This is a genomic window from Pseudomonas sp. HPB0071, from assembly GCF_000478505.2.
Lineage (GTDB): Bacteria > Pseudomonadota > Gammaproteobacteria > Pseudomonadales > Pseudomonadaceae > Chryseomonas > Chryseomonas luteola.
In genome coordinates this window covers 440,482-462,383 of sequence record NZ_KI517367.1, presented here as the reverse complement: position 1 = coordinate 462,383, position 21,902 = coordinate 440,482, and the positions used below count along the sequence as shown (strand labels likewise).

19 protein-coding genes are annotated in these 21,902 nt (G+C 57.4%); 5 read left to right on the top strand and 14 right to left on the bottom strand.

The window, feature by feature from the left end; genetic code table 11:
• Positions 1–33 precede the first annotated feature (33 nt).
• Together nirB and HMPREF1487_RS02360 are read right to left on the bottom strand one after the other, a co-directional pair.
• The gene (gene nirB, locus HMPREF1487_RS02365) at positions 34–2,475 is read right to left on the bottom strand and encodes a nitrite reductase large subunit NirB (protein WP_010794993.1); all 2,442 of its coding nucleotides are present in this window, start codon (positions 2,473–2,475) and stop codon (positions 34–36) included.
• A 283-nt stretch (positions 2,476–2,758) separates the two neighbouring features.
• Complete coding sequence (locus HMPREF1487_RS02360; RefSeq protein WP_010794992.1) at positions 2,759–3,259, bottom strand: thioesterase family protein; 501 nt, start codon at positions 3,257–3,259, stop codon at positions 2,759–2,761.
• 207 nt (positions 3,260–3,466) lie between these two features.
• Between HMPREF1487_RS02360 and HMPREF1487_RS02355 the strand changes: the two genes are divergently transcribed.
• On the top strand, positions 3,467–5,152 hold the full coding sequence (locus tag HMPREF1487_RS02355; protein ID WP_010794991.1) for a phosphoethanolamine transferase: 1,686 nt from the start codon (positions 3,467–3,469) through the stop codon (positions 5,150–5,152).
• Between the two features lie 41 nt (positions 5,153–5,193).
• On the opposite strand, the gene HMPREF1487_RS02350 is transcribed toward HMPREF1487_RS02355, so the two are convergent.
• From HMPREF1487_RS02350 to HMPREF1487_RS02335, 4 genes are all read right to left on the bottom strand, one after another.
• Entirely contained in the window at positions 5,194–6,864 is a 1,671-nt protein-coding gene (locus HMPREF1487_RS02350; RefSeq protein ID WP_010794990.1) for a bifunctional protein-serine/threonine kinase/phosphatase, read from the bottom strand.
• Positions 6,865–6,928: 64 nt separating this feature from the next.
• Positions 6,929–8,140 carry a nitrate/nitrite transporter gene (locus tag HMPREF1487_RS02345; RefSeq protein ID WP_010794989.1) on the bottom strand — a complete coding sequence of 404 codons (1,212 nt, stop codon included), beginning with the start codon at positions 8,138–8,140 and terminating at the stop codon, positions 6,929–6,931.
• 376 nt (positions 8,141–8,516) lie between these two features.
• Complete coding sequence (locus HMPREF1487_RS02340) at positions 8,517–9,293, bottom strand: hypothetical protein (protein ID WP_010794988.1); 777 nt, start codon at positions 9,291–9,293, stop codon at positions 8,517–8,519.
• Positions 9,294–9,488 (bottom strand): hypothetical protein, encoded by a 195-nt coding sequence (locus HMPREF1487_RS02335; RefSeq protein ID WP_037030397.1) that lies wholly within the window; start codon positions 9,486–9,488, stop codon positions 9,294–9,296.
• A gap of 219 nt (positions 9,489–9,707) precedes the next feature.
• On the opposite strand from HMPREF1487_RS02335, the gene HMPREF1487_RS26225 reads away from it, so the two are divergent.
• The gene (locus HMPREF1487_RS26225; RefSeq protein ID WP_010794986.1) at positions 9,708–11,420 is read left to right on the top strand and encodes a diguanylate cyclase; all 1,713 of its coding nucleotides are present in this window, start codon (positions 9,708–9,710) and stop codon (positions 11,418–11,420) included.
• 6 nt (positions 11,421–11,426) lie between these two features.
• On the opposite strand, the gene HMPREF1487_RS02325 is transcribed toward HMPREF1487_RS26225, so the two are convergent.
• The 3 genes from HMPREF1487_RS02325 to HMPREF1487_RS02315 all read right to left on the bottom strand — a co-directional run bounded on the left by HMPREF1487_RS02325 (position 11,427) and on the right by HMPREF1487_RS02315 (position 15,868).
• Positions 11,427–12,002 carry an ANTAR domain-containing response regulator gene (locus tag HMPREF1487_RS02325; protein ID WP_010794985.1) on the bottom strand — a complete coding sequence of 192 codons (576 nt, stop codon included), beginning with the start codon at positions 12,000–12,002 and terminating at the stop codon, positions 11,427–11,429.
• 19 nt (positions 12,003–12,021) lie between these two features.
• Positions 12,022–13,227 (bottom strand): CmpA/NrtA family ABC transporter substrate-binding protein, encoded by a 1,206-nt coding sequence (locus HMPREF1487_RS02320; RefSeq protein ID WP_010794984.1) that lies wholly within the window; start codon positions 13,225–13,227, stop codon positions 12,022–12,024.
• 163 nt (positions 13,228–13,390) lie between these two features.
• Positions 13,391–15,868 carry a penicillin acylase family protein gene (locus HMPREF1487_RS02315; RefSeq protein WP_010794983.1) on the bottom strand — a complete coding sequence of 826 codons (2,478 nt, stop codon included), beginning with the start codon at positions 15,866–15,868 and terminating at the stop codon, positions 13,391–13,393.
• 283 nt (positions 15,869–16,151) lie between these two features.
• On the opposite strand from HMPREF1487_RS02315, the gene HMPREF1487_RS02310 reads away from it, so the two are divergent.
• Positions 16,152–17,765: an APC family permease gene (locus HMPREF1487_RS02310; RefSeq protein ID WP_010794982.1), complete on the top strand. Its 1,614-nt coding sequence runs from the start codon at positions 16,152–16,154 to the stop codon at positions 17,763–17,765.
• Between the two features lie 48 nt (positions 17,766–17,813).
• On the opposite strand, the gene HMPREF1487_RS02305 is transcribed toward HMPREF1487_RS02310, so the two are convergent.
• From HMPREF1487_RS02305 to HMPREF1487_RS02295, 3 genes are all read right to left on the bottom strand, one after another.
• Complete coding sequence (locus tag HMPREF1487_RS02305; RefSeq protein ID WP_010794981.1) at positions 17,814–18,461, bottom strand: glutathione binding-like protein; 648 nt, start codon at positions 18,459–18,461, stop codon at positions 17,814–17,816.
• A 110-nt stretch (positions 18,462–18,571) separates the two neighbouring features.
• A complete protein-coding gene (locus tag HMPREF1487_RS26660; RefSeq protein WP_010794980.1) occupies positions 18,572–18,769 on the bottom strand; it encodes an SEC-C metal-binding domain-containing protein in 198 nt (65 codons plus the stop codon).
• Between the two features lie 3 nt (positions 18,770–18,772).
• The gene (locus HMPREF1487_RS02295; protein ID WP_010794979.1) at positions 18,773–19,267 is read right to left on the bottom strand and encodes an LEA/WHy family protein; all 495 of its coding nucleotides are present in this window, start codon (positions 19,265–19,267) and stop codon (positions 18,773–18,775) included.
• Positions 19,268–19,524: 257 nt separating this feature from the next.
• Between HMPREF1487_RS02295 and HMPREF1487_RS02290 the strand changes: the two genes are divergently transcribed.
• Positions 19,525–20,064: a hypothetical protein gene (locus HMPREF1487_RS02290; RefSeq protein WP_010794978.1), complete on the top strand. Its 540-nt coding sequence runs from the start codon at positions 19,525–19,527 to the stop codon at positions 20,062–20,064.
• A 9-nt stretch (positions 20,065–20,073) separates the two neighbouring features.
• Here the strand turns inward: HMPREF1487_RS02290 and HMPREF1487_RS02285 are convergent, their stop codons facing one another.
• Both HMPREF1487_RS02285 and HMPREF1487_RS02280 read right to left on the bottom strand, forming a co-directional pair.
• The gene (locus tag HMPREF1487_RS02285; protein WP_037029600.1) at positions 20,074–20,547 is read right to left on the bottom strand and encodes a YchJ family protein; all 474 of its coding nucleotides are present in this window, start codon (positions 20,545–20,547) and stop codon (positions 20,074–20,076) included.
• A gap of 2 nt (positions 20,548–20,549) precedes the next feature.
• Positions 20,550–21,047, bottom strand: a complete 498-nt coding sequence (locus HMPREF1487_RS02280) for a DUF6231 family protein (protein ID WP_010794976.1) — start codon at positions 21,045–21,047, stop codon at positions 20,550–20,552.
• 142 nt (positions 21,048–21,189) lie between these two features.
• On the opposite strand from HMPREF1487_RS02280, the gene HMPREF1487_RS02275 reads away from it, so the two are divergent.
• Positions 21,190–21,831, top strand: a complete 642-nt coding sequence (locus HMPREF1487_RS02275; protein WP_010794975.1) for an OmpA family protein — start codon at positions 21,190–21,192, stop codon at positions 21,829–21,831.
• The last annotated feature ends 71 nt before the right edge of the window (positions 21,832–21,902 follow it).

Genomic DNA, 21,902 nt, shown 5'->3' with positions numbered 1-21,902 from the left:
TGAGCGAAGCGATACCCATCGATCAAGAGACGTCTATAGCGCCGCCACCGGAATCCGTTCGAATTCCTTCTTGAGCGCCGTCTGTTCGATGCGCGCCTTCCAGGGGTCCTGTTCCAGCGACAGGGCGAACATCAGCTGCTGATAGAGGCCTTTGCGCCGCTCGGCATCGTCCAGAATGGCAGTCTTGATGTGCTCAAGGCCCACGCGCTGCATGTAGTGCACGGTCCGTTCGAGGTAGAAGGCCTCCTGGCGGTACAGCTCGATAAAGGCCAGGCTGTACTCCATGACCTCTTCAGCCGTTTTCACCTTGGTAAAGAATTCGCCAGCTTCGGTCTTGATGCCGCCATTACCACCGATATACAGCTCCCAGCCGGAGTCCACACCAATGATGCCCACGTCCTTGATACCGGATTCGGCGCAGTTGCGCGGGCACCCGGAGACGGCCAGCTTGACCTTGTGCGGTGACCACATGCCGAACAGGGCATGTTCCAGATCAATTCCCATCTGGGTCGAGTTCTGGGTGCCAAAGCGGCAGAACTCGCTGCCCACGCAAGTCTTCACGGTGCGGATGGATTTGCCATAGGCATGGCCGCACGGCATGTCCAGATCCTTCCAGACCCCGGGCAAATCCTGCTTCTTGATACCCAGCAGGTCGATGCGCTGGCCTCCGGTGACTTTCACCATGGGCACCTTGTATTTGTCGGCCACGTCCGCAATACGACGCAGTTCCGCTGCGCTGGTTACGCCGCCCCACATACGGGGAATAACCGAATAGGTGCCGTCTTTCTGAATGTTGGCGTGTGCGCGTTCGTTGATGAAGCGGGACTGCGGATCGTCCTTGGCTTCGCTCGGCCACGTGGAGATCAGGTAGTAATTGAGTGCCGGGCGGCAGGTGGCGCAGCCATTAGGCGTTTTCCAGCCCAGGGCCGTCATGGCTTCGGGAATGGTCGTCAGGTGCTGCTCACGGATGGCCTGACGAACGAAGCCATGGGTATGGTCAGTGCAGTTACATACCGGTTTTTCGCTCTTGGGCTTTACATCGGCCGCACCGCCCACCGTATTGATCAGGATCTGCTCCACCAGACCGGTGCAGGAGCCGCAGGAACTGGCCGCCTTGGTGTGCTTTTTCACCTCATCCACGGAGAGCAGGTTGTTTTCAGTGATGGCCTTGACGATAGTGCCCTTGCAGACGCCGTTGCATCCGCAGACCTCCATTTCGTCGCTCATCAGCATGGCCTTGTCCTGCCCCTGATGGCCCGCATCGCCTATGGCATGCTCGCCAAACATGAGCAGGTCACGGATTTCGCTAACGTTGTGATTCTCACGAATCTGGCGGAAGTACCAGCCGCCATCTGCCGTATCGCCGTACAGGCACGCGCCGACGAGAATGTCGTCTCTTATCACCAGTTTCTTGTAGATACCGCCGATAGGATCGGAGAGGGTGATCTCCTCACAGCCTTCACCGCCCATGAAGTCCCCGGCAGAAAACAGGTCGATGCCCGTAACCTTGAGTTTGGTAGACGTCACCGAGCCGTGATATTCGGCGGTGCCCTGAAGGGCCAGATGATTGGCACACACCTTGGCCTGTTCGAACAAGGGGGCTACCAGGCCATAGGCAATGCCTCGGTGCGCTGCGCATTCTCCTACGGCGAAGATGTCTGGATCTGAGGTGCGCATCGTATCGTCGACGGTCAGGCCGCGGTTACAGGTCAATCCGGCCGATTCGGCCAGCGTATAGTTGGGACGAATGCCGGCAGCCATCACGACCAGATCAGCAGGTATTTGATCACCATCGGCGAAACGAACGGCGCAGACACGACCGTTGCCGTCATCGAGCAGCTCGGCGGTCTGCTTGGGCAGCAGAAAGTTGAGGCCACGGCTTTCCAGGGCGGTCTGCAAAAGGTTGCCAGCCGTCTTGTCCAGCTGGCGCTCCATCAACCAGTCACCGATATGAACGACGGTGACATCCATGCCGCGTAGCTTGAGGCCGTTGGCCGCTTCCAGACCCAGGAGGCCACCGCCGATAACCACTGCGTGGCGATGCGTGGCTGCCGTATCGATCATGGCTTGGGTATCGGCAATGTCACGATAACCAATCACACCCTCCAGATCCTTGCCCGGAATGGGCAGAATGAAGGGGTTGGAGCCGGTGGCAATGATGAGTCGATCATACTCTGCCACGGTGCCGTCTTCGGCTATGACGCGGCGGTTCTGGCGATCGATTTCCGTAACCCTGCGATTGAGATGCAGCTCGATAGCGTGCTCGGCGTACCAGTTGAGATCGTTCAGGACGATCTCCTCAAAGGTCTGCTCGCCAGCCAGAACGGGGGATAGCAGGATGCGGTTGTAGTTCGGGTGTGGTTCTGCGCCAAAGACCGTTACGTCATACAGGTCAGGGGCGAGTTTGAACAGTTCTTCCAGGGTGCGTACCCCAGCCATGCCATTACCGATCAGTACCAGCTTGAGCTTTTTCATCAGGCGTCTCCGCAAGCTGCCCACCGGGCGTGCTTGAAATCGAGGCAACAAAAAAGGCGTCCCGCACATGAATGCGAGGACGCCTTTGTCCGGTCCCGTTATCGGCCTGCATAGGCCTGTCGGGGGAGCGCTGCCGTTCGCCGTTGAAGGCTGCGCTTGATGTCTGCCTAGAAACTAAGCAGGGGACGTGCCAAGAATGTAACTGCCTGACCGCGCTCTATTTTTTGTCAGGAGATCCTGATTATTCTGAGCTTTTGTGCACCACTTTGAAGCGCATTGCACACTATCCGTGCGAACTTTCCTTGATAGGCGTGACGTTCTGCGTACTGGACGTTGGCCGATCACTGACCCAATTAACCTTGGGGAAAATACGGTGGAAAGGTTTGGGCATAGGCTCGATGTGCTTTTCGCGATAGTTGTAAAAGACAAAACCGCACTTGGCGAGCGCAATGGTGGTGTCGGTATCCGGCCGAGTAATGCGGAAGATGATATCGCCCCCGTATTTATTGAAGTCCATGACCCCAATGTCAAATTGCAGCTTGTCCCTTGCAAAGGCTTCAGCCAGATAAACGGTCGCAAGATCCGTCACCATGGTACCAATGCCATCCTCGGCACCATCCCGGATACCGTAGTAAAACATGAAGCGTGTACGAGCTTCTGAAATCATGGAAATCATCGACTCGTTACTCAAGTGGCCACCGGCATTGATGTCGGTACTGCGGACCGTTTGATGGGTAGTAAAATAAAACTGGTCGCTTGGAAGATTGAGTTCGATGCGGGCCATGAGGAGCTCCCTATGATCTTCTTATTGAGGGTTATGCTTGGAGCTTAGCAAGCATGCCGTCTGGAATCACGGTTCCTTCTCTCTTTTACACCCTTGAGGGGCAGTTTGAGAAGCAATTAAGTGAAACGTTTTTACAAGGCTTTCTTCACGAAACGTTGACGAGCCCCTCACCACACTTTTGTCATCTTATTTCAAGAGTTGTACGAGATGCTGAAGTTGAGACCGGTTCGTCCCGAGTGGCTCACGCTGATCGTGAGTGCGGCTTTCCTGATTTTTTACAACGTCCCACTGTGGACTCACCTGTTCGACGTGGTGACACCTCTCGATATGAAAGGTGTGCTCACCTTGGGCGCAGTGGCTGTTCTGTTCTTGGCAGCGTTCAACCTGATTCTGACCTTTTTTGCCTTTCGCTGGGTTTTCAAGCCGCTGCTAAGTGTGCTCTTTCTGAGTGCCGCAGGGGTTGCCTATTTCATGAACCAGTACGGTGTCATGATCGATACCGAGATGCTCCGTAACACGCTGGAGACTGACACGGCTGAAGTGGTGGATCTGCTGTCATTCAAGCTGGCTGCCTATCTGCTTCTGCTCGGCGCGCTGCCGGTCTGGCTGCTCTGGAGGACACCGGTTCAGTATCGCCGGTGGCCGCGCGAGCTGTTGAACAAATCCATTGCCAGCGGCCTAACCGCCGCGGTTATAGTCGGCGTGGCCATGCTCAACTATCAAAGTCTGTCTTCCCTGTTCCGTAACCATCATGAGATCCATATGCAGCTGACGCCCAGCAATTCTGTGGGTGCCTTGATCAGCTATGTTCATGACGCGACGGCCAAACCCAAGGGTCCGCTGCGCGAGATCGGTACGGATGCTGTACGCCTGGCGCCCGTCAGCGCCGGTGCGCACAAGACATTGACTGTTCTGGTCGTTGGGGAAAGCGCACGTGCCGACAACTTTGGCCTGGATGGCTATGGCCGCGATACAACGCCCGAGCTGCGCCAGGAGGAGGGCGTGATCAGCTTTACCGATATGCATTCCTGCGGCACCGAGACGGCAGTATCCGTACCCTGCATGTTCTCCAATCTGACCCGCGCGCATTACAGTGACAGTGTGGCCAAAAGTCAGGAGAACCTGCTTGATGTGCTTAAGCGGGCTGGATATGACGTGATCTGGCGCGACAATCAGGCCGGCTGCAAGGAAACCTGTAACCGTGTGGCCTTCGAAAGCCTGACAAAGGCTCAGGACCCGGCATTCTGCAGCGATGGCGAGTGTCATGATGAAATCCTGCTCAAGGATATACAGGGCATCATCGATCACATGCAGCGCGACACCGTGCTGGTGCTCCACCAGATGGGCAGCCACGGCCCGGCCTACTTCAAACGCTACCCGGCGGCCTTCGAGCACTTCACCCCGGTATGCAAGAACAACGAGCTGAGCCAGTGCTCACGGGAAAGTATCGTGAATGGATATGACAACACCATTCGCTACACTGATCATGTCCTGGCGAGCCTGATCAATACCCTGCGTAACAACCAGGACAAGGTGAGTACCGCCATGTTCTACCTGTCCGATCATGGTGAGTCATTGGGTGAGTACAATGTATTTCTTCATGGCATGCCGTACGCCGTAGCGCCGGATCAGCAGAAGCATATCGCCAGCGTAGCGTGGTTTTCTCAGCCGTATCAGCAGTCGATGGGGATGAATAGCCAGTGTGTAGCGGTCCACCGGAATGACTCGCTCAGCCAGGACAACCTGTTCCATTCCATGTTGGGTCTCCTGCGTGTCCATACCCAGGTCTATAACGCAGAGCTGGATTTGTTTGCCAGCTGCCGTCAGCTCTCAGGGGCAACCGTGGCCAGTACGAGCCCGTCAACGCAACCGCCCGCGAACAAGCTCAACTGAAACAGGCGAGCTGGCCTTGGCTGGCTGGCTCGTCAGATCGATCAATGGCGATACAACCAGAGCAGCACAGCGGCGAGGTTGATCAGTAACGAAACGCAGGCCACTGTACGCCAGAATTTCAGTGGCTCGCGCTCTAGCAATGCCTTGGGCGGTAATACAGGTTGCCGCTCGCCTTGCTCCAAAAGTAATAAGGCTTCCTCTGCCGTCTCGAAACGCTGGGCTGGATCGACCGCTACACCGCGCAGTAACCAGTCGTTCAGCCAGAGCGGTACGTCGTGCCGATAGCGCAGCACACGTTCCGGCTGTTGAAAACGCGGTCGCTGGAAGGCCTCTATTTCTCCGTAGGGATAATGACCTGTCAGCAGGTAATAGAGCGTAACGCCTACTGCAAAGAGATCCTGCTGCGGCCCTGGTGCGGCACCTTCGAACGTTTCGGGCGCCAGATAGCTGGGCGTACCCGGTACTGCGCCCTCGCATTCATGGGAAAGGCCAGGGCAATAGGCAAGGCCAAAGTCCAGTAGCCTGAGTTCGCCATCATTGCCCCGGTGCAGATTCTCGGGTTTGATATCCCGGTGCAGAATATTGCGCCGATGCAGTTGACCCAGAGCGCGCAAGAGGCGGGTTGCGGTATCCAGCCATTCGCCAAGCGGAAATGGACCGGCCTGTTTGAATTGGATAGCCAGCGTGCGGCCCGGGTATTCACGCTGTACGTAATACAGGTGCTGACGTTGAGGCAGTGGATGCAGTTCGACAAAAGCCCTTCCGGCGACCCGGCGCAGAAACCACTCCTCCATCAGGAGCGCCTGCATGGCCTGGGTATCACCTTGCTGACCTGGGGCGAGAGTCTTGAGCAGCCAGGGCCGCCCGGCGCTGTCACGCACGCGATACAGCCAGGACTGCTGAGAGATCGCCAGGCGTTGTTCGACCTGCCAGCCCTCGAACATCTGGCCCTCTTTGAGTCGTGGTGGAACAGGCCAGCCCGCTACCTCGGCGAGGGCATCCGCCAAGGGTTTGTCAGGCAGGGCGTCAACACGTAACAGTAATGCACTGGCATTGTCCTGACTGCCCGCCAAATGGGCTGCGTGGATCAAGGCATGGGCCACTGACATGGGGTTGGCTTCATCCAGCAATATACGTCGTATAGCCGCATCACCCAGGCAGGCCCAGACCCCATCACTGACCAGCAGGAAGCAATCACCGATTTGCAGATCACCTTCATGAAAGTCCACGATCAGATGAGCTTCCAGCCCCAGAGCACGTGTCAGAACATGTTGCATGCCGGGCTGTTGCCAGACGTGGTCTTCTGTCAGACAGGAGAGTGTCTGGCCTCTAAGGTGATAGGCCCGACAATCGCCTACATGGGCAAGGGTGTAGCGGTGCCCTCTGAGCACAAGGGCCGTCAGCGTCGTCAGTAACGGCTGGCCTTGGGCCCCGGCTTGTAGCCAGCGGTTCTGTGCCAGGAGCAGACGATCCAGTGACTGTGCAATAGGCCAGGTTTCGGGCGTTGAGTAATAATCCATCGCCACCGCCTGTACGGTTGAGCGGGCAGCCAATCCGCCGTCGGCGCAGTGGCTTACTCCATCGGCCAGGGTAAACAGATGCCCCTTGCTGAGTGCCAGAGCGGGAGCCGGCGTGACGCTACGCAGGGCGTCCTGGTTTTCCGGTCGTGGACCGGTGGCCGTGGCTTCACCGATGCTCAAGGTAAGGGGCATGGATTCGGTCAGGAAGTAGAGAGGTTTAGAAGCGAAATGCCCGTCGTTTGACGGGCGCTTCGAGTTAAACGCGTGCAGCAGACACGGCCGCCGATCCCCAGGTGGTTCTCCAACGCCGCTTCACACTCAGCAGACCAAACCAGGCCAGTACGCCCAGGCAGGCGAATAGCCAGAGGCCCAGCTGATAATCACCGGTGGATTGCTTGATGGCACCAAGGCCCGCCGTCAGGACAAAGCCTCCGATACCGCCCGCCATACCGATCAAGCCAGTCATGACGCCGATCTCCTTGCGAAAGCGCTGCGGCACCAGCTGGAAAACCGAGCCATTGCCTGCGCCCAGGCTCAGCATGGCGACTACGAACAGCCCCAGGGCGGCCGTTGCACTGGGTAGATGGAAGCCTACTGCGGCAATACAAACAGCTGCCACGGTATACATGCCCAACAGGCAGCGGATACCGCCAATCCGATCAGCCAGCGCGCCACCCAGCGGCCGCATCAGGCTACCGCCAAAGACGCAGGCAGCGGTGTAATAGCCGGCAACGACGGGCTCCAGGCCATATTGGTCATGAAAGTAACCCGGCAGGGTACTGGCAAGCCCGAGAAAACCACCAAAGGTCACGCTATAGAAAAACATGAACCACCAGCTGTCCTGGTCACCCAGGGCCTTGGCATAGTCGGCTAGTTTCTTCGGCGCAGGCCGCTGCGGTGCATTGCGTGCAAACAATACGAAGAAGACGAGCGTAGCGACCAACGGAATCAACGCCCAGCCAAAGACGTTGGTCCAGCCGAACAGTTTTGCAAGACCAGGAGCGAACAGCGCCGCGAAGACCGTTCCCGAGTTGCCGGCACCTGCAATGCCCATGGCCTTGCCCTGATGCTGCGGCGGATACCATTGCGAGGCCAGCGGTAGGGCGACGGCAAAGGAAGCGCCGGCAAAACCCAGGAAGAGTCCTAGCAGCAGAGCCTGCTCGTAACTGTCGATACCCATCTGCCACGCCACGAATAGCGCCGCGATGACGGCGATCTGGCCAATAATGCCTGCGGTCTTGGGCGAGAGCGTGTCAGCCACAAAGCCGAGGATCAGACGCAGCACGGCGCCTGCCAGAATGGGCGTGGCGACCATCATGCTGCGTTGCTGAGTCGTCAGTTGCAGGTCGGCCGCGATCTGCACGGCCAGCGGGCCAAGCACGTACCAGACCATGAAACTCAGATCGAAATATAGAAACGCGGCGAACAGGGTCGGCGCATGGCCGGCTTTCCAGAAACTCGTGTTCATTCGTGCACCTCGTAATCAACGATGTACCCGCCACGCGGCAGGGCCTCAGTTCGAACATCACAAGGCGAACGCGCCTGATGTGCGTTGTGAAATGCCAGGCATTCAGCACAACCGCGGAGCGTCCACCCGCCCCGGGCATTGGGGCAGAAACGACAAAGGCGCCACGTTGCCCTCTGCCGGAGCAGGAGCAACGCGACGCCTTTGTCGTAGGTGGGTAACCGCCGTTGGCTACCGTTACGGATGGATTAGCAAACGCCACGCCAAGTCAGCAAAGCGCTCTAGCCTGCGGTTTTAACGTCAGACCATCCGCCCGTCTGAATCATTACAGCGCATCGTGGATAGACATGCCCGGATATGGGGCACAGGCATCGTCTTGTTAAGACGTTACATGGTCCGGCTTTTTACTGCGGACAAAGCGCTCGTAGGCATCAAAGTCGAACTTGGTCGCAGACAGGATCTGGCTCTGCTTCAGCGTGAGGTAAATATCCTTGTCCGCATCGGCATAGTGGGTCGTGAACGTTACCCAGAGTTTGTCCTTGTCCCGATAGCCACTCATGATCGGCTTGATGCAGACCTCCTGATCGGCACCTTCCGTTTCGCTGGGTTCGCCCAGAGTCGTGATCTTGCCTACATAGACCTTGCGCTCCTCCAGGGAGAGCATCAGGGTTTCACGGTTGATCGTGGCATTGAATAGCAGGTCATCCAACGGGCTGTCCTTGAGAATGCCGGCCATGAGAAACATCGCATAGTTCTCTTCCTTCAACCCATGCCGCCGCTTGATGTAAGCCTTGGCCAGAAATGCCCAGGGCCTTGGGATCATGAGTGCGGTCACGGTAAGGATAAGAATCCAGGAGAGCTGGGCGGCCTGGCTCGCATCCTCAATGGCATGGGTCCGCAGGATCAGGCTTGCCAGGCCGGAAAAGTAATCGAGCGAAAAGGTACGGCCTGCCACCGTCCAGTCATGCTGGGCCACGAGCAGAAACAGGATGAGGTTGAGGGTCAGCGAAAGAAGCGCGCAAAACAGACCCAGTCGGGCGCTCTGCAAATAGAGATACTGTCCCTCGTAGCGATGCAGGCGATAGTAGAAAAGCGGGTGCTTGTGACAGACGAGAAACCCGCTAACCAGGATAGGCAGAAGAAGGAGAAGAAACATTTAGCCGTTGATAAGGCGCTTGGCTCGGTCGAGATCCTGCTTGAACTCCGGCGAGTCGAACACTTCTTCAGGATCAATCCGGATGGTACCGCGGCCCACGACCCGAAGGGACTTGTACGAGTTGTTGATCGTTTGCGCCAATTTCCGCTCTTCTTCCGAAGGCGCTCTGAACAGACCGATCAAGTGTTTGAGCATGATGATGTCCATACGGGGTTTCCGGGCTTATAGCCTAGATAGGGGCCGCCTTCAAGAGAGATCGAACAAACCTGCCGCCTGCCGGAAAAAACAGGCAGACTTACCGGTATGACCGTTGTTCTGCCTTTTTGCTCGATTGCTTCCTGCAAACACTGCTTATGGATTGATCAGCAGCGGCTAGACTTCTAATCCGATAGATGCATCTCCTGGAAACAAGCAATGACCAAGACTGCTTCGCAGTTGCGTAGCCGATTCAGCCTAATCATCGCCATGCTGGTTCTCAATGTGATTGTGCCTCTTAGCAGCACCAGCTGGATTCGCAGCGGCCTGGATAACTACGAAGCAGCTGAAATGCGCCTCCAACAGCTGCAGCGCTTATTTTCAGCAATCAAGGATGGTGAAACCGGCCAGCGTGGGTTCATCATTACAGGCCGTGAAGATTATCTGACGCCTCTGTTTCAAGGATATGCCGAGGTCGACCATCTTGTGATTCCCTTGCGGCAAGCAATGGATGCGAAGCAGTACCCTGAGTTTGCTGCCCTTCAGGATATGATCGGTCAGCAGCGAGCTTATTGGAATGGCACTATTCAGCTGCGCCGTGAGCGGGGGCTGTCCGAGGCAGTAGCACGGGTCAGCACGGGGGAGGGAAAACGGCTCATGGATACCATTCGACAGGAAGTCGCCACGATTGAAAATCGTATGTCGCAAGAGAGCATATTGCTATCTCAGCAGGTGGAATGGCGTCGTCAGATCATCCGTATTGCGCTCCTGCTTATTGCCATGCTCGATCTGGTCCTCGTTGCGATTCTTTATAAGTTCACGTTCCGCGTACTAAATGAGACCAAGACAAGCGAAAAACGCCTGCTTGAACTCTCAGAGCAATTAAGCGACGGCATGCAACAGCTCGAACTGCGCAACCGTGAAACGGAGCTCATGAGCCGTATGGCCAGCGCTTTGCATTCAACTACGGACTTTGCCGAGTGCTACGACATCATCACCCGGTTCGCCAGCCAGCTGTTCGGATCCGCCCCAGGGTGTATTCATCTGTATCACCCCTCGCGGGATGTCCTGGAACTCGCAGGAGCCTGGAATGGCTGGGTTGAGCAGAAGACCATGTTCGAGCCTCACCAGTGTTGGTCGGTGCGTCGTGGGCAGACCCATGATGTCCAGGACGTAACCAAGGATCTGGTCTGTCCCCATCTGGTCAATGTCGTCCAGGCGCAAGGCGGCTACGTCTGTGTGCCACTGATGGCGCAGGGTGAGCCTATCGGTGTGTTGACGCTGTGCGAGCATCCCACCTCAGGACTCAAGCTGGCCGAAGCCTTTGCCGAGCAGGTATCCCTGGGCGTGGCGAACCTGGCCCTGCGTGACAGCCTGCGTCATCAGTCCATCGTGGATGCGCTGACCGGACTGCACAACCGCCGTTTCCTCGATGAGACTCTGAGCCGCGAACTGCTGCGTGCCAGTCGCAACCAGACGACAACGGCTGTCGTGCTGTTCGACGTGGATCACTTCAAACGGTTTAACGATACTCACGGCCATGAGGCTGGCGATGCGGTCTTAAGGCATTTGGCCGTGGAGGTTAAACGCCTGGTCAGGGCCAGTGATCTGGCCTGCCGCTTCGGTGGAGAGGAGTTTGCCCTGGTATTGCCCGAGTGCACCCAGGCAGGCGCCCTGGCGCGTTGCGAGGCGCTACGTGAGGCGGTCAGTCACATGCAACTGGTCTATGGCGGTGCACCTCTGGGCCCGGTCACCATTTCGCTGGGTATTGCCATGTATCCACAGAGCGGCCAGAAAGCCGAGGAACTGCTGCAGGCCGCTGACAAGGCGCTCTACGAAGCCAAGCGGCAGGGCCGCAACCGGGTCTGCTTGAGTCAGACGGTCACTGCGCTGCCAACCTCGCCAGCGCACGCCGTGCAACAACGTCAATGAGGGGCTTTACATGCCGAGCAGCTCGTTCATGGAAATGATCTGCTCGGCGACCTGAACGAGCTTCTGCTGTTTGCTCATGGCCTGGCGGCGCATCAGGGTGTAGGCCTGCTCCTCGTTGCAGTCCCGCATTTTCATCAACATGCCTTTCGCCAGCTCGATTCGCTTGCGCTCGGCTAGTTGCTGTTCCCGTGCCTGCAGCTGGGCGCGCAGAGCCTGATCGGTTTCGAAGCGTGCCATGGCCACGTCGAGGATCGGTTGCAATCGTTGGGCATGAATGCCTTCCACAATATAGGCGCTGACGCCTGACTGAATGGCCTGGCGCATGACATCCGGATCGTGCTCGTCGGTAAACATGACGATTGGCCGAGGGCGGTCTCGCGTCACCAGGCATACCTGATCCATAACGTCACGGCTGGGCGACTGGGTGTCGAACAGGATGACATCGGGGCGGATCGCTTCGATGCGGGCGGGCAGGTCTATGGTCAGGCCGGACTCTTCGATTACGTCAAAGCCGGCTTCCAGCAGGGCGGCCTTCAGGCGGCCTACCTTCTTCGGGGTGTCGTCGATAAGCAGAATGCGCATGGTGCTTGTCGCCTCGAAGTCAAGTCAGTGGATTAAGCATGGCGTCAGCCAGGGCATGCAGGGTAAAGCTGCGGGCGTAGCCTGCCGGATCCTGTCCATCCCATACCCGGCCGTCAATGAGCGTAGCGCTGCGCAGGGGCTGACCAGGAACCTCCACGCCTACACGCGCTGCCGCCTCGCCGTAAAGCGAGAGCTGCTGTACCTGACGGGCCACTCCCACGTAATCAGGATCATTACGTAAAAGACCCCAGCGGCGGAATTGAGTCATGAACCACATGCCATCTGATAGATAGGGCATATTGACTGCGCCCTTATGAAAGAAGCGCAGGGGGTGCTCATCCTGCCAGCGCTGCCCCAGTCCATCTGTATACTGACCCAGCATGCGCGGCTCGATGGCGCTTACCGGTGCGTTGATATAAGCGGCGCCGCTGATGAGTTGTGCAGTGCTGCGGCGGTTCTCGAGGCTTTCCTCGATGAACCGACTGGCATCGAGCAGGGCACAGATCAAGGCACGGGCCGTGTTGGGGTTCTGCTCGGCAAACGCACGGGTACAGGCCAACACCTTTTCTGGATGATCCGGCCAGATGGATTGCGTTGTAGCCAGGGTCACGCCCAGGCCTTGCTCAATGGCCGAGGCGCCCCAGGGCTCGCCTACACAATACCCATCGATTCGGCCGGCGCGTAAATGCTCCACCATCATCGGTGGAGGCACCACAGCGGTGCTCACATCTTCCAGCGGATGGATGCCTTTGGCGGCCAGCCAGTAGTACAGCCAGAGCGCATGAGTCCCGGTGGGTAGGGTATGCGCCAGCACAAGCGGAGCCTGCGAAGACTGCTGAATACGGTGTGCCAGTGCTTCAGCTGTAGTGACACCTTCGGTCGCGAGCGAGGCTGAGAGGTTGATGCTTTGCCCATTCTGGGCCAAGCCCATCAGGACAGCCATGTCGGTAGGTGACGAGCTGCCCAGCCCCAATTGCAGGCCATAGATCATGCTGTACAGGCTGTGCGCCGCATCCAGCTCGCCATTGAGTAGACGATCCCTCAGGGCTGACCAGGACGGCTGACGATGTAGGTGCAGGGTCAATCCGTAGGGTTGAGCAAATCCTTGAGTGGCTGCCACGATCAGCGAGGCAGAATCGGTCAGGGGCATGAAGCCCAGATTTACAATGCTCCGTTCTGGTGCATCCGAGCCTGATACCCAGGCGAGGGCGTTAATCGTCGTCATGGCAAGCCTTGGCAAAACATAAACAAAAAAGCGCCGTTAAGGCCGATAACAAGGGTTATCGGCGCAGAACGACGCCATTGTCGAATATACGGTCAGCAAATGCCGCCGTTGGCACTTGCTTCTGAAGAGACATAAAGCAAGTGATATGCCAGGGCCGGCTCGCTTATTGGGCAGGCGTTAGCGTCAGACGACGCGTGCCATAAACACGATCCAGATTGTGCGGCTGGAAGGGGAAGCTGGAGTACTGACCTTTCAGCCAGGGTTCGATGCCCTTGCCGTAGTAAGGGCTGGCCGGATTATCCGACTGCCCCTTGCCATCAATGGCCATGAATGGTTCCGGCTGACCAAAATCCACGACCATGCGCAAGCTGTTGGCACTGTGTGCCCCAAAGCCGTTGCCCCAGCCATAGGCCGAGCGATCCAGTGTCGAGAAGTCTCCGCCTGCTGGATATGCCCGGCGAGCGGGATAGCGTGTACTGGTACCTGGCCGGGCGGCCGCCTGTTCGGTTTCGCCCTGCCAGTCATACGTGTGCAGACGCCCCCATTGCCAGCTGTTTCGGTCATTACCCATGACCTGCTCGCATTCGGCAATGGCTGAGGCAAGCGCCTGGGCAAGAATGGCCGGCTTGTCGTGTCCGGCTGTCGTCTGGGTATCATTCCAGAAAGGACTATCGTCCCGGGTCAGAAGATGATCGATTTGAGCTGAGTAAGAGAGCGGGGCGATCCGGTTGAGGGCCTGCATCGCCGGGCTGTTGCTTCCTCCCAGTTCATCGGCAAAAGTCAGTCGAGCGGTAGCCTGCAGAAATGCTTCATAGACGGCCGCATCGGCTGACGTGGCCAATAGGCGCCCATCGAACGTGCCGATTCGGCGCAAGGCCTCGCTGGCATGTGCGCGTTGCTCAGCCGGTAGGGCCTCGATGGCCGATTTGAGGGGCTGAGCCATGCCCGGTGCGCTCAGCATGGCCTGGACCTTGGCGACCAACGGTGAGGTCTGGTCTGCCTGCATGGCCATCAGGTTGCGAGCTTCCAGCCGTGTCTGCGAGCCTGCAAGCCGAGCGATACGTTCGGCCCGCTCGGGAGCCTGCCACGAGCTCGACAGCTGCATGCCATACCCCAGCGGCACCGTACGGTTGCCAGCATTGCCAAGCCACCCTTGGGAAGGGTCCTGGTCATAGGGATGCAACATCGGGTCGGCAAAACCATCCCATTCATAACGATCGGTCCACCCGGGTGAGGGCAGCAGCCCGCGTCCTTCTCGGCGGTTGGGGTACAGGCCGGTCACCTGCCACGCAACATGTTCGGCGTCGGCAAAGACTATATTCAGCGCAAGCGCTCGGATGTCTCGGGTTATCTCGAACGCGCGGTCAACATCCTTAGCCCGGCTCAGGTCGAATACTGCATCCATGGATTTGTCCGTATCGAGCGTAGCCCTGCGCAAGGCCAGACCATAACCGCTTTGCTGGCCGATTTGATGATTGATCAGCGGGCCATGCCGGGTTTCGAAGACAGTCTCTCGTACCGGCCGCTGGCCTTTGATGAAAAAAGTCTCGGAACGGGCCGCTGCAGGTGTCCATTGTCCATTGACCTCGTAGTTCAAGCCGCTGCCCTGGGTGCGTACACGTTCAAGATATAGATCCTGAGTGTCGCCCATGGCTGGAGAAAACGACCAGGCCAGCTTGCCGTTGTAGCCGGAAAGAATGAACGGCGTTCCCGCCAGGGACAATCCTGCCGCCTGATAACGGGGCGCACGAACCTGTACGTAGCTCCAGGCTGATGACAGGGCTAGCGATTGGCTGAGGTCACCTGCCAACAGGCTCTTGCCGCTGCGACTGCGCTGCGGAGCAATGGCCCAGCTGCTTCCGGCGGGAACCGTCAATCCGTTTACCTGGGCGAGGCGTGTTGAGGCTGTGTTCAACGCCTCCAGCCCTGGGATTTGTCCCGCCAAGGACAAACCCTTGAGTTTGGCAGCTTCGTCGACGGGAATCGGCTCATCGGGATAGCTGGGCAGCAACCAGGCCAAGGTATCGGCGCTGACCTTTTGTGCCAACGCCAGACTGGCCAGTTCCTCGTTCAGATTGACGGACAGACTGAAATCGAGCAGAGCAAAGAGCAGGGCGGAGTCCTCAGGCTTCCAATATTCAGGCTGATAACCGGTGGCGGCCAGATCTGCTGGAAGCTTGTTCCGGTAACGGAACAGGTAGGCGTTAACGCCGCGAGCGTAGACCTCTAGGAATTTCTTCAGGCGTGGCGATGCATTCTTGTAGGCAGTTTCTGCCGTTTTCCTAAGATTGACCGCACGCATAAGGCGATCGGTGTCCAATGCGTCCGGCCCTGCCATTTCTGCCAGCCGTCCTTGCGCCAGCAGGCGCAAGGTAATCATTTGGCTCAGTCGATCCGATGCGTGGACATAACCCAACGTGAACAGCGCATCGTGAAAGGTCGATGTTTCGATCAGGGGCACGCCCAGTTCGCTTCGCCGAATCGACGCGTTTTCTGCAAGTCCCTTGATAGGCTGAACGCCCGAGCTGGGTGGAAGGCTATCCGTGTCACGTTGATCAAACGTTGTCTGGCAGCCCGCAAGCCCCAGTACTGAAACAAGACCAAGACGACCTAGATGGCGCCGGTAAGCAGGAAAATCCATGAACGGATAGTCTCCAGAGGAGCAGGGTTTCAAAAGCGCGCTACGTTAGTGAGGCGTTGTTATCCAGGCAAGCACTGTCCAGTCCATTCCGCCAGCGGGTGTGATTTTTCTGACCAGTGAAGCGGATCACACTTGTTTAAAAACGACATTTAATCCTTATCACGACAGAAACATTCTGACATGATTTGTCGCTTCGCCAATTGGACGGGCGACTTTTGGCCCGTTGTTGCTCTGTTCATCGGCCTTGAGTCCGTCTTTTAAGGCGCTGACCAAGGAGTACACGATGTCGAATGAGCGCGCGATCCGTCGCGATTTAGGGCCTCTGGCTTTAATGTTTACTGGGCTGGGGTCGATCATCGGATCCGGCTGGTTGTTTGGTGCCTGGCATGCTGCCCAGCTGGCAGGCCCTGGGGCTATCTATGCGTGGTTATTAGGTGCAGTGATCATTCTTTTCATCGCGCTGACCTATGCCGAGCTGGGTGCCATGTTTCCAGAGTCGGGCGGCATGGTGCGCTATGGGCACTACTCGCACGGCTCTCTGGTAGGGTTCATTGGCGGATGGGCCAATTGGATCGCGATTGTATCGGTCATCCCGGTCGAGGCAGAGGCTTCTGTTCAGTATATGGCGTCCTGGCCCTGGCAATGGGCGCAGGACCTTTACAGTGTCAGCAGCGGTCATGGCGAGTTGAGTACAACCGGTCTGATACTGGCCGCGCTCCTGGTAGTCGTCTACTTCCTGCTCAACTTTTGGGGCGTCAAGCTCTATGCCCGCAGTAACAGCGCAATCACAATATTCAAGTTAGTGGTACCGGCACTGACCGCCATAGCGCTCATGCTGTCAGGTTTTCACAGTGAGAATTTTACCGTTGGCATCACCGGCGAAGACCACTCCATCAGTATTTCGGCCGTTCTGACAGCAGTAGCCATCAGCGGCATTGTGTTCAGTTTCAATGGTTTCCAAAGTCCGGTAAATCTTGCAGGCGAGGCGCATAATCCCGGCCGTAGCGTACCCTTTGGGGTAATCGGTTCGATCATTATCGCCACGGTGATCTACCTTCTCCTCCAGGTTGCCTTTCTAGGCGCCGTTCCTCCTGAGCATCTGCACGAGGGATGGGCAGGTCTTGAATACAGCTCACCTTTTGCCCAACTGGCGCTGGCCTTGAACTTGAACTGGCTGGCCTTTCTGCTCTATGCGGACGCCTTTGTCAGCCCGAGCGGAACAGGCGCTACCTATACCGCCACCACTGCGCGGATGATCTATGGTATCCAGCGCAACGGCAGCCTGCCGGCCATGTTCGGGCATGTACATCCCAAGTTCGGGATTCCCCGCCCGGCCATGTGGCTGAACCTTGCGGTGTCCTTCATCTTCCTGTTTTTTTTCCGGGGCTGGGGCACACTGGCGGCAGTTATTTCTGTTGCCACGATCATTTCCTACCTGACCGGGCCGGTAAGTGTCATGGCATTGCGGCGGACGGCGCCTGAGCTCTATCGCCCCTTGCGAATCCGAGGGCTGTCTGTTTTAGCCGCACTGGCGTTTATTTTCGCCACTGAGCTTCTCTACTGGGCCAAGTGGCCTCGGACAGGTGAAATCATGCTGCTGATCGTGGCGGCGTTGCCCATATACATCTACTACCAGGCCAAGCAGGGGTGGAAGGGTTTCAGCCGTCATTTCCGCGGCTCGCTGTGGCTGCTGTGTTTCCTGCCGGTGTTGGCAGCGGTCTCCTGGGCGGGAAGCGACCGTTTCGGTGGCCAGGGTTATCTGCCGTACGGATGGGATCTGGCGGTGGTCGCGGTGATTGGTCTGGTATTTTTCCTGTGGGGTGTGTCGGCTGGGTGGCGTACGCCAGCGGTTGAAAAGGCCCGCTTCCACGATGATGACGGTCAGCCGCTGACGTGATCATGACAGGCGTCGGACGCTATAAGCTGCCGACGCCTGCTCCGGTAGTCAGCTCGCCGTTGGCGGGTTTACCTTGTTGACGAGGTCATAGGCGCGGACAGTAGCGGTTCGCATGCTGATCGTCTCAAACCACCGCTTGATATTGGGATAGTCTTCCAGCTTTTGCTGTTGCCATTCGTAGGGCACAATCCACGGATAAATGGCCATGTCGGCAATGGTGTATTCCCCACCTGCCACAAAGTCCCGATCTTCCAGTCGCTTGTTCAGTACGCTGTAAAGGCGCGCGGTCTCGCTCACGTAGCGATCAATCGCATAAGGAATCTTCTCTTTGGCGAAACGCCCGAAATGGTGGTTCTGACCGGCCATAGGGCCCAGACCGCCCATTTGCCAGAATAGCCACTGCATGACCTCCTGACGTCCGCGGATATTCAGCGGGATGAATTTGCCGGTTTTTTCTGCCAGATAGAGCAGGATGGCGCCAGACTCGAACAGCGTCACGGGGCTGCCATTATCTGCCGGGTTCTGATCGACAATGGCAGGAATCTTGTTGTTGGGCGAAATCTTCAGAAAGTCTGGCGCAAACTGTTCATCCTTCATGATGTTGATGGGATGAATGCGGTAGGGCAGTTCGGCTTCCTCAAGAAACAGCGTTACTTTGTGGCCGTTGGGGGTAGTCCAGTAATAAAGATCGATCATCAAGGCTCTCCGGGGCAAAGGGTACTGCCAAAGGAGTGACCGGGCTGGACGCTTACAGTTCGAAAGGAACGATGAACGAGAACGGCCCACATTAGTGGGCCGTCATTTATTCATGAAGCGCCGTGGCACTTCTTGTACTTTTTCTCGCTTCCGCACGGGCAGGGATCGTTGCGACCGATCTCTTTGAGTGGGTTGCGAACAGGGGTAGCTGGACCATGATTGCAATGCGGCCCATGAACATGGTGATGATGGCCGTGATCGTGGTCATGATTGCAGTCAGGGCCGTGGACGTGGGGTTGCTGGTTCATTGATTACTCCGGTAAAAAATTGTTCGGGACGATCTCGCCGCTGCGCGATATATAGACGCTGCGGCCAAACATCAAGCCGGTCTTCACTTCGCCAACGAGACGATAATGAACGGGCTTGTCGGTCCGTTTGATCAGTTTGACGATGTCTTTGACGTACCGCCACATATTGGTCTGCACGGGGAGGGTAAACTCCGTGCTGCCAGAGGCTGGGATCGTGAAGTTACGCCCCGTTTCGCCTTCGGCAAGGGGAACATCTTCCAGGTAGATCGCATACGTCATGCCACGAATGGGCAGATCGATATCGTTGGGGTTGTCCACCTTGAAGTGCAACAGGAATTCCTGTCCCCATAATTTGGCTTTGAGCAGGTCTACCTGGGTCAGCTGTATTTCAGGGTCTTCATAATCCCTGGAGAACCACGTACAGCCACTGATTCCAAACAGGATCAGGATGCCTAGCGAGAGACCTAGGACTCTCCTGTTGAATGCCCGAAAAAACATGTGACGACTCCATAACGAAGGGCAGCGGTTACAGCGCGTCGGCGCATTGAAAAATAGCTCGGTCCGATTGTTGCACAGGCGTGCCTGGCATAAGCTGGACCTTACCCAAACGCGAGCCATGCTCATTTTATTCTGAAGTCGGCAAGTGCCTGGGCCATTATGTTGTACTTATACAGGTTGAAAAACGGGCTAGCCGCTCCTCAGGCGGTAAGCAATCTACAGAACTTATAGCCCTCAAGCTAGACAGGATGATGAACATGAGCCTTTTCGAGATTGCCTTTTCCGGTGAGGTAGTGACAGGTGCTGACGAAGCGCAAGTACGTGCCAACCTGGCTCGGTTGTTCCAGACGGACGAGAAGCGTATCGCTCAGCTGTTTTCCGGGCGCCGCGTCATTATCAAGAATAGACTGGATGCAGCCGCTGCTGAAAAATATCGGGCTGCGCTGACCCATGCCGGTGCTAGGGTTGAAGTCGTGTCAATGGCGATTGCCGAAGAGATCGACCTTGCACCAGCTCCAGTCAATGCTGAAAAGGCGGAGTCGGGCGCATCGTCTGTACCGCGTCGTGTATCCGTCGCGCCGCGCGATGAGGTCATGGCAGCGTTCGTCAATGTGGATGCTCCGGACTTTGGCTTGGCACCGGTTGGAGCGGATCTGCAGGACCAGAAGGCCGAGGTCGCTCCGCCCCAGGTTGATCTGGGCAAGTTCACACTGGCACCGGTAGGAAGCGACATGGGCGAGGAAAGGCCACAGGCAGCCGTCCAGGTGCCCGATACGTCCCATCTTAAACTGGTGTAGCGGCTCTACTCATGGCAGGAAAGGGCCGCAACATTTCTTGAATTTGGTCGTGCTGCCACATGGGCAGGGGTCGTTGCGGCCTGCCGCCATGGCCACGGTCGGATCCAGGAAATACCAGCGCCCCTGCTGTTGAACAAACGCCGAGCGCTCACGGTGGGCATGGTCACCCTGCGCATCGTGCCAGCGGGCCACAAAGATGACCCAGGCGTGCTCAGGCACGCCTCCCAGAGGCTCATGGCTTTCAACCTCAAGCCCAAGCCAGGTGCTCTGGGCACTCCAGGCGCTTATGGCTGCCCTGTCCAGTCCTGCCTGTTGTGCAGGCAAGGTCGTCTCGATCAGGTAGTCGATCAACCCCAGCACATAGGCGCTGTAACGCGAGCGCATCAGCGCCTCCGCTGTAGGGGCTGAGGCACCTGAATGATAGCGGCCGCAGCAGTTGTCGAGTAGCTCGTCGCTGCCGCATGGGCAAGGAGCAGATGCCATCGTTACCACCAATATTTTCCAAAGAGTTCAGGATGGGCCCAGAAGCGGGCGTTTAGCCAGTCCGGTACCTGCTTGTAATCATGCAAATCATACGTGAACAACGTCAGGGTTTGCTGATCACGCTGAAAGCGCTCGCTCTGTTGCATGGCCAGGGCATAGAAGTCCCTGGGCTGCCATTGGCTGGCGGCCAGATCGACCAGGACAGCCAGCCGACTGGCGTTGAGGTTGCGGATTCCGCCCAGTAGTTGCTGACCTTCACGTACGGACAGGTGTTCCAGACAGTCAGCCAGGATAGCCAGGTCATAGCGTTGGTGGGATACCGGTTCCTGTAATGATCCGGCAGGGGACTGCGTCAACTCGCAGTCAGGGTGAGCTGCCTTGAAAGCCTGCACGGCAGGTATCTCGCTGGCACTGACCATCAGCAGGCGAGTAGGGGTGTAGTGATCCAATAGCGCGGCCAAGGCCTGTTGCGGAGTACGTGACGATAATGTCGCGGTCATGTGGAACCTCGGCGGTTGTTGTGGAGACTAATCAAGCGGCACTGTCAAGATCAGGCCTGTACCGCCAGTCTGACGGAGCGGAGAAATCGATGTCCAATTCCTTTTTCGAGGTCGCTTTTCTAGTCCTTAATAGGAGACAACAATGACGATTATAAGGACCGCTTTACCCCTCATTCTGGTGGGCAGTGTTTTAACAGGTTGCGCTGGTGTAAAGAAAACGGACTGGCCTGCGTGTGCCGCCATTGGTGGTGCCACGGGTGCGGCCGTCGGCGCCATTGAAAGCAGTAGCTATGCTGGGTGGGGCGGGCTGGTTGCCGGCGCCACGGCGGGGGCTTACTGCTATGTTCATGGGCAGGGTGAAGAGCAGGTAGCTGCTGTCGAACCGGTAACGCCTGCGCCGGCTCCCACGCCTGCACCCGAGCCGCTTCCTCGCCAAGAGACCATTGTTGTACGTGATCTGCACTTTGCCTTCGATTCGGCCGAAATCAGTCCGGCGGACCGTGCGCAGCTCGATACCGTAGCCTCCCGGTTAAGAAACGAAGCGTCCACGACACGGCTGACAATTAACGGACATACTGACAGCAAGGGTACTGAAAAGTACAACCAGCGCCTGTCTGAGCGTCGTGCAGCAGCCGTGCGTAATTACCTGGTTCAGTCGGGCGTTCCGGCGGCCAGTATCGTCTCTGTCCAAGGCCTTGGGGAAAGCCAGCCCGTGGCTACCAACGAAACGGCAGAAGGTCGTGCTACCAACCGGCGCGTAGAGATCTTAGTCGAGCGTCAGTAACCTGTCTTGAGGCCTATTCCAGGTGCCTGCCAGAGGCTTGCACCTGGAGCAAACTCAGGTATGGTCATCGT

Coding starts and splice junctions, on each gene's coding strand:
- HMPREF1487_RS02305 (WP_010794981.1), bottom strand. CDS start 18,461: ATGATCGATCTTTATTACTGGACTACCCCCAACGGCCACAAAGTAACG.
- HMPREF1487_RS02290 (WP_010794978.1), top strand. CDS start 19,525: ATGAGCCTTTTCGAGATTGCCTTTTCCGGTGAGGTAGTGACAGGTGCT.
- HMPREF1487_RS02295 (WP_010794979.1), bottom strand. CDS start 19,267: ATGTTTTTTCGGGCATTCAACAGGAGAGTCCTAGGTCTCTCGCTAGGC.
- HMPREF1487_RS02345 (WP_010794989.1), bottom strand. CDS start 8,140: ATGAACACGAGTTTCTGGAAAGCCGGCCATGCGCCGACCCTGTTCGCC.
- HMPREF1487_RS02335 (WP_037030397.1), bottom strand. CDS start 9,488: ATGCTCAAACACTTGATCGGTCTGTTCAGAGCGCCTTCGGAAGAAGAG.
- HMPREF1487_RS02320 (WP_010794984.1), bottom strand. CDS start 13,227: ATGACGACGATTAACGCCCTCGCCTGGGTATCAGGCTCGGATGCACCA.
- HMPREF1487_RS02275 (WP_010794975.1), top strand. CDS start 21,190: ATGACGATTATAAGGACCGCTTTACCCCTCATTCTGGTGGGCAGTGTT.
- HMPREF1487_RS02360 (WP_010794992.1), bottom strand. CDS start 3,259: ATGGCCCGCATCGAACTCAATCTTCCAAGCGACCAGTTTTATTTTACT.
- HMPREF1487_RS02325 (WP_010794985.1), bottom strand. CDS start 12,002: ATGCGCATTCTGCTTATCGACGACACCCCGAAGAAGGTAGGCCGCCTG.
- HMPREF1487_RS02315 (WP_010794983.1), bottom strand. CDS start 15,868: ATGGATTTTCCTGCTTACCGGCGCCATCTAGGTCGTCTTGGTCTTGTT.
- HMPREF1487_RS26225 (WP_010794986.1), top strand. CDS start 9,708: ATGACCAAGACTGCTTCGCAGTTGCGTAGCCGATTCAGCCTAATCATC.
- HMPREF1487_RS26660 (WP_010794980.1), bottom strand. CDS start 18,769: ATGAACCAGCAACCCCACGTCCACGGCCCTGACTGCAATCATGACCAC.
- HMPREF1487_RS02355 (WP_010794991.1), top strand. CDS start 3,467: ATGCTGAAGTTGAGACCGGTTCGTCCCGAGTGGCTCACGCTGATCGTG.
- nirB (WP_010794993.1), bottom strand. CDS start 2,475: ATGAAAAAGCTCAAGCTGGTACTGATCGGTAATGGCATGGCTGGGGTA.
- HMPREF1487_RS02340 (WP_010794988.1), bottom strand. CDS start 9,293: ATGTTTCTTCTCCTTCTTCTGCCTATCCTGGTTAGCGGGTTTCTCGTC.
- HMPREF1487_RS02280 (WP_010794976.1), bottom strand. CDS start 21,047: ATGACCGCGACATTATCGTCACGTACTCCGCAACAGGCCTTGGCCGCG.
- HMPREF1487_RS02350 (WP_010794990.1), bottom strand. CDS start 6,864: ATGCCCCTTACCTTGAGCATCGGTGAAGCCACGGCCACCGGTCCACGA.
- HMPREF1487_RS02310 (WP_010794982.1), top strand. CDS start 16,152: ATGTCGAATGAGCGCGCGATCCGTCGCGATTTAGGGCCTCTGGCTTTA.
- HMPREF1487_RS02285 (WP_037029600.1), bottom strand. CDS start 20,547: ATGGCATCTGCTCCTTGCCCATGCGGCAGCGACGAGCTACTCGACAAC.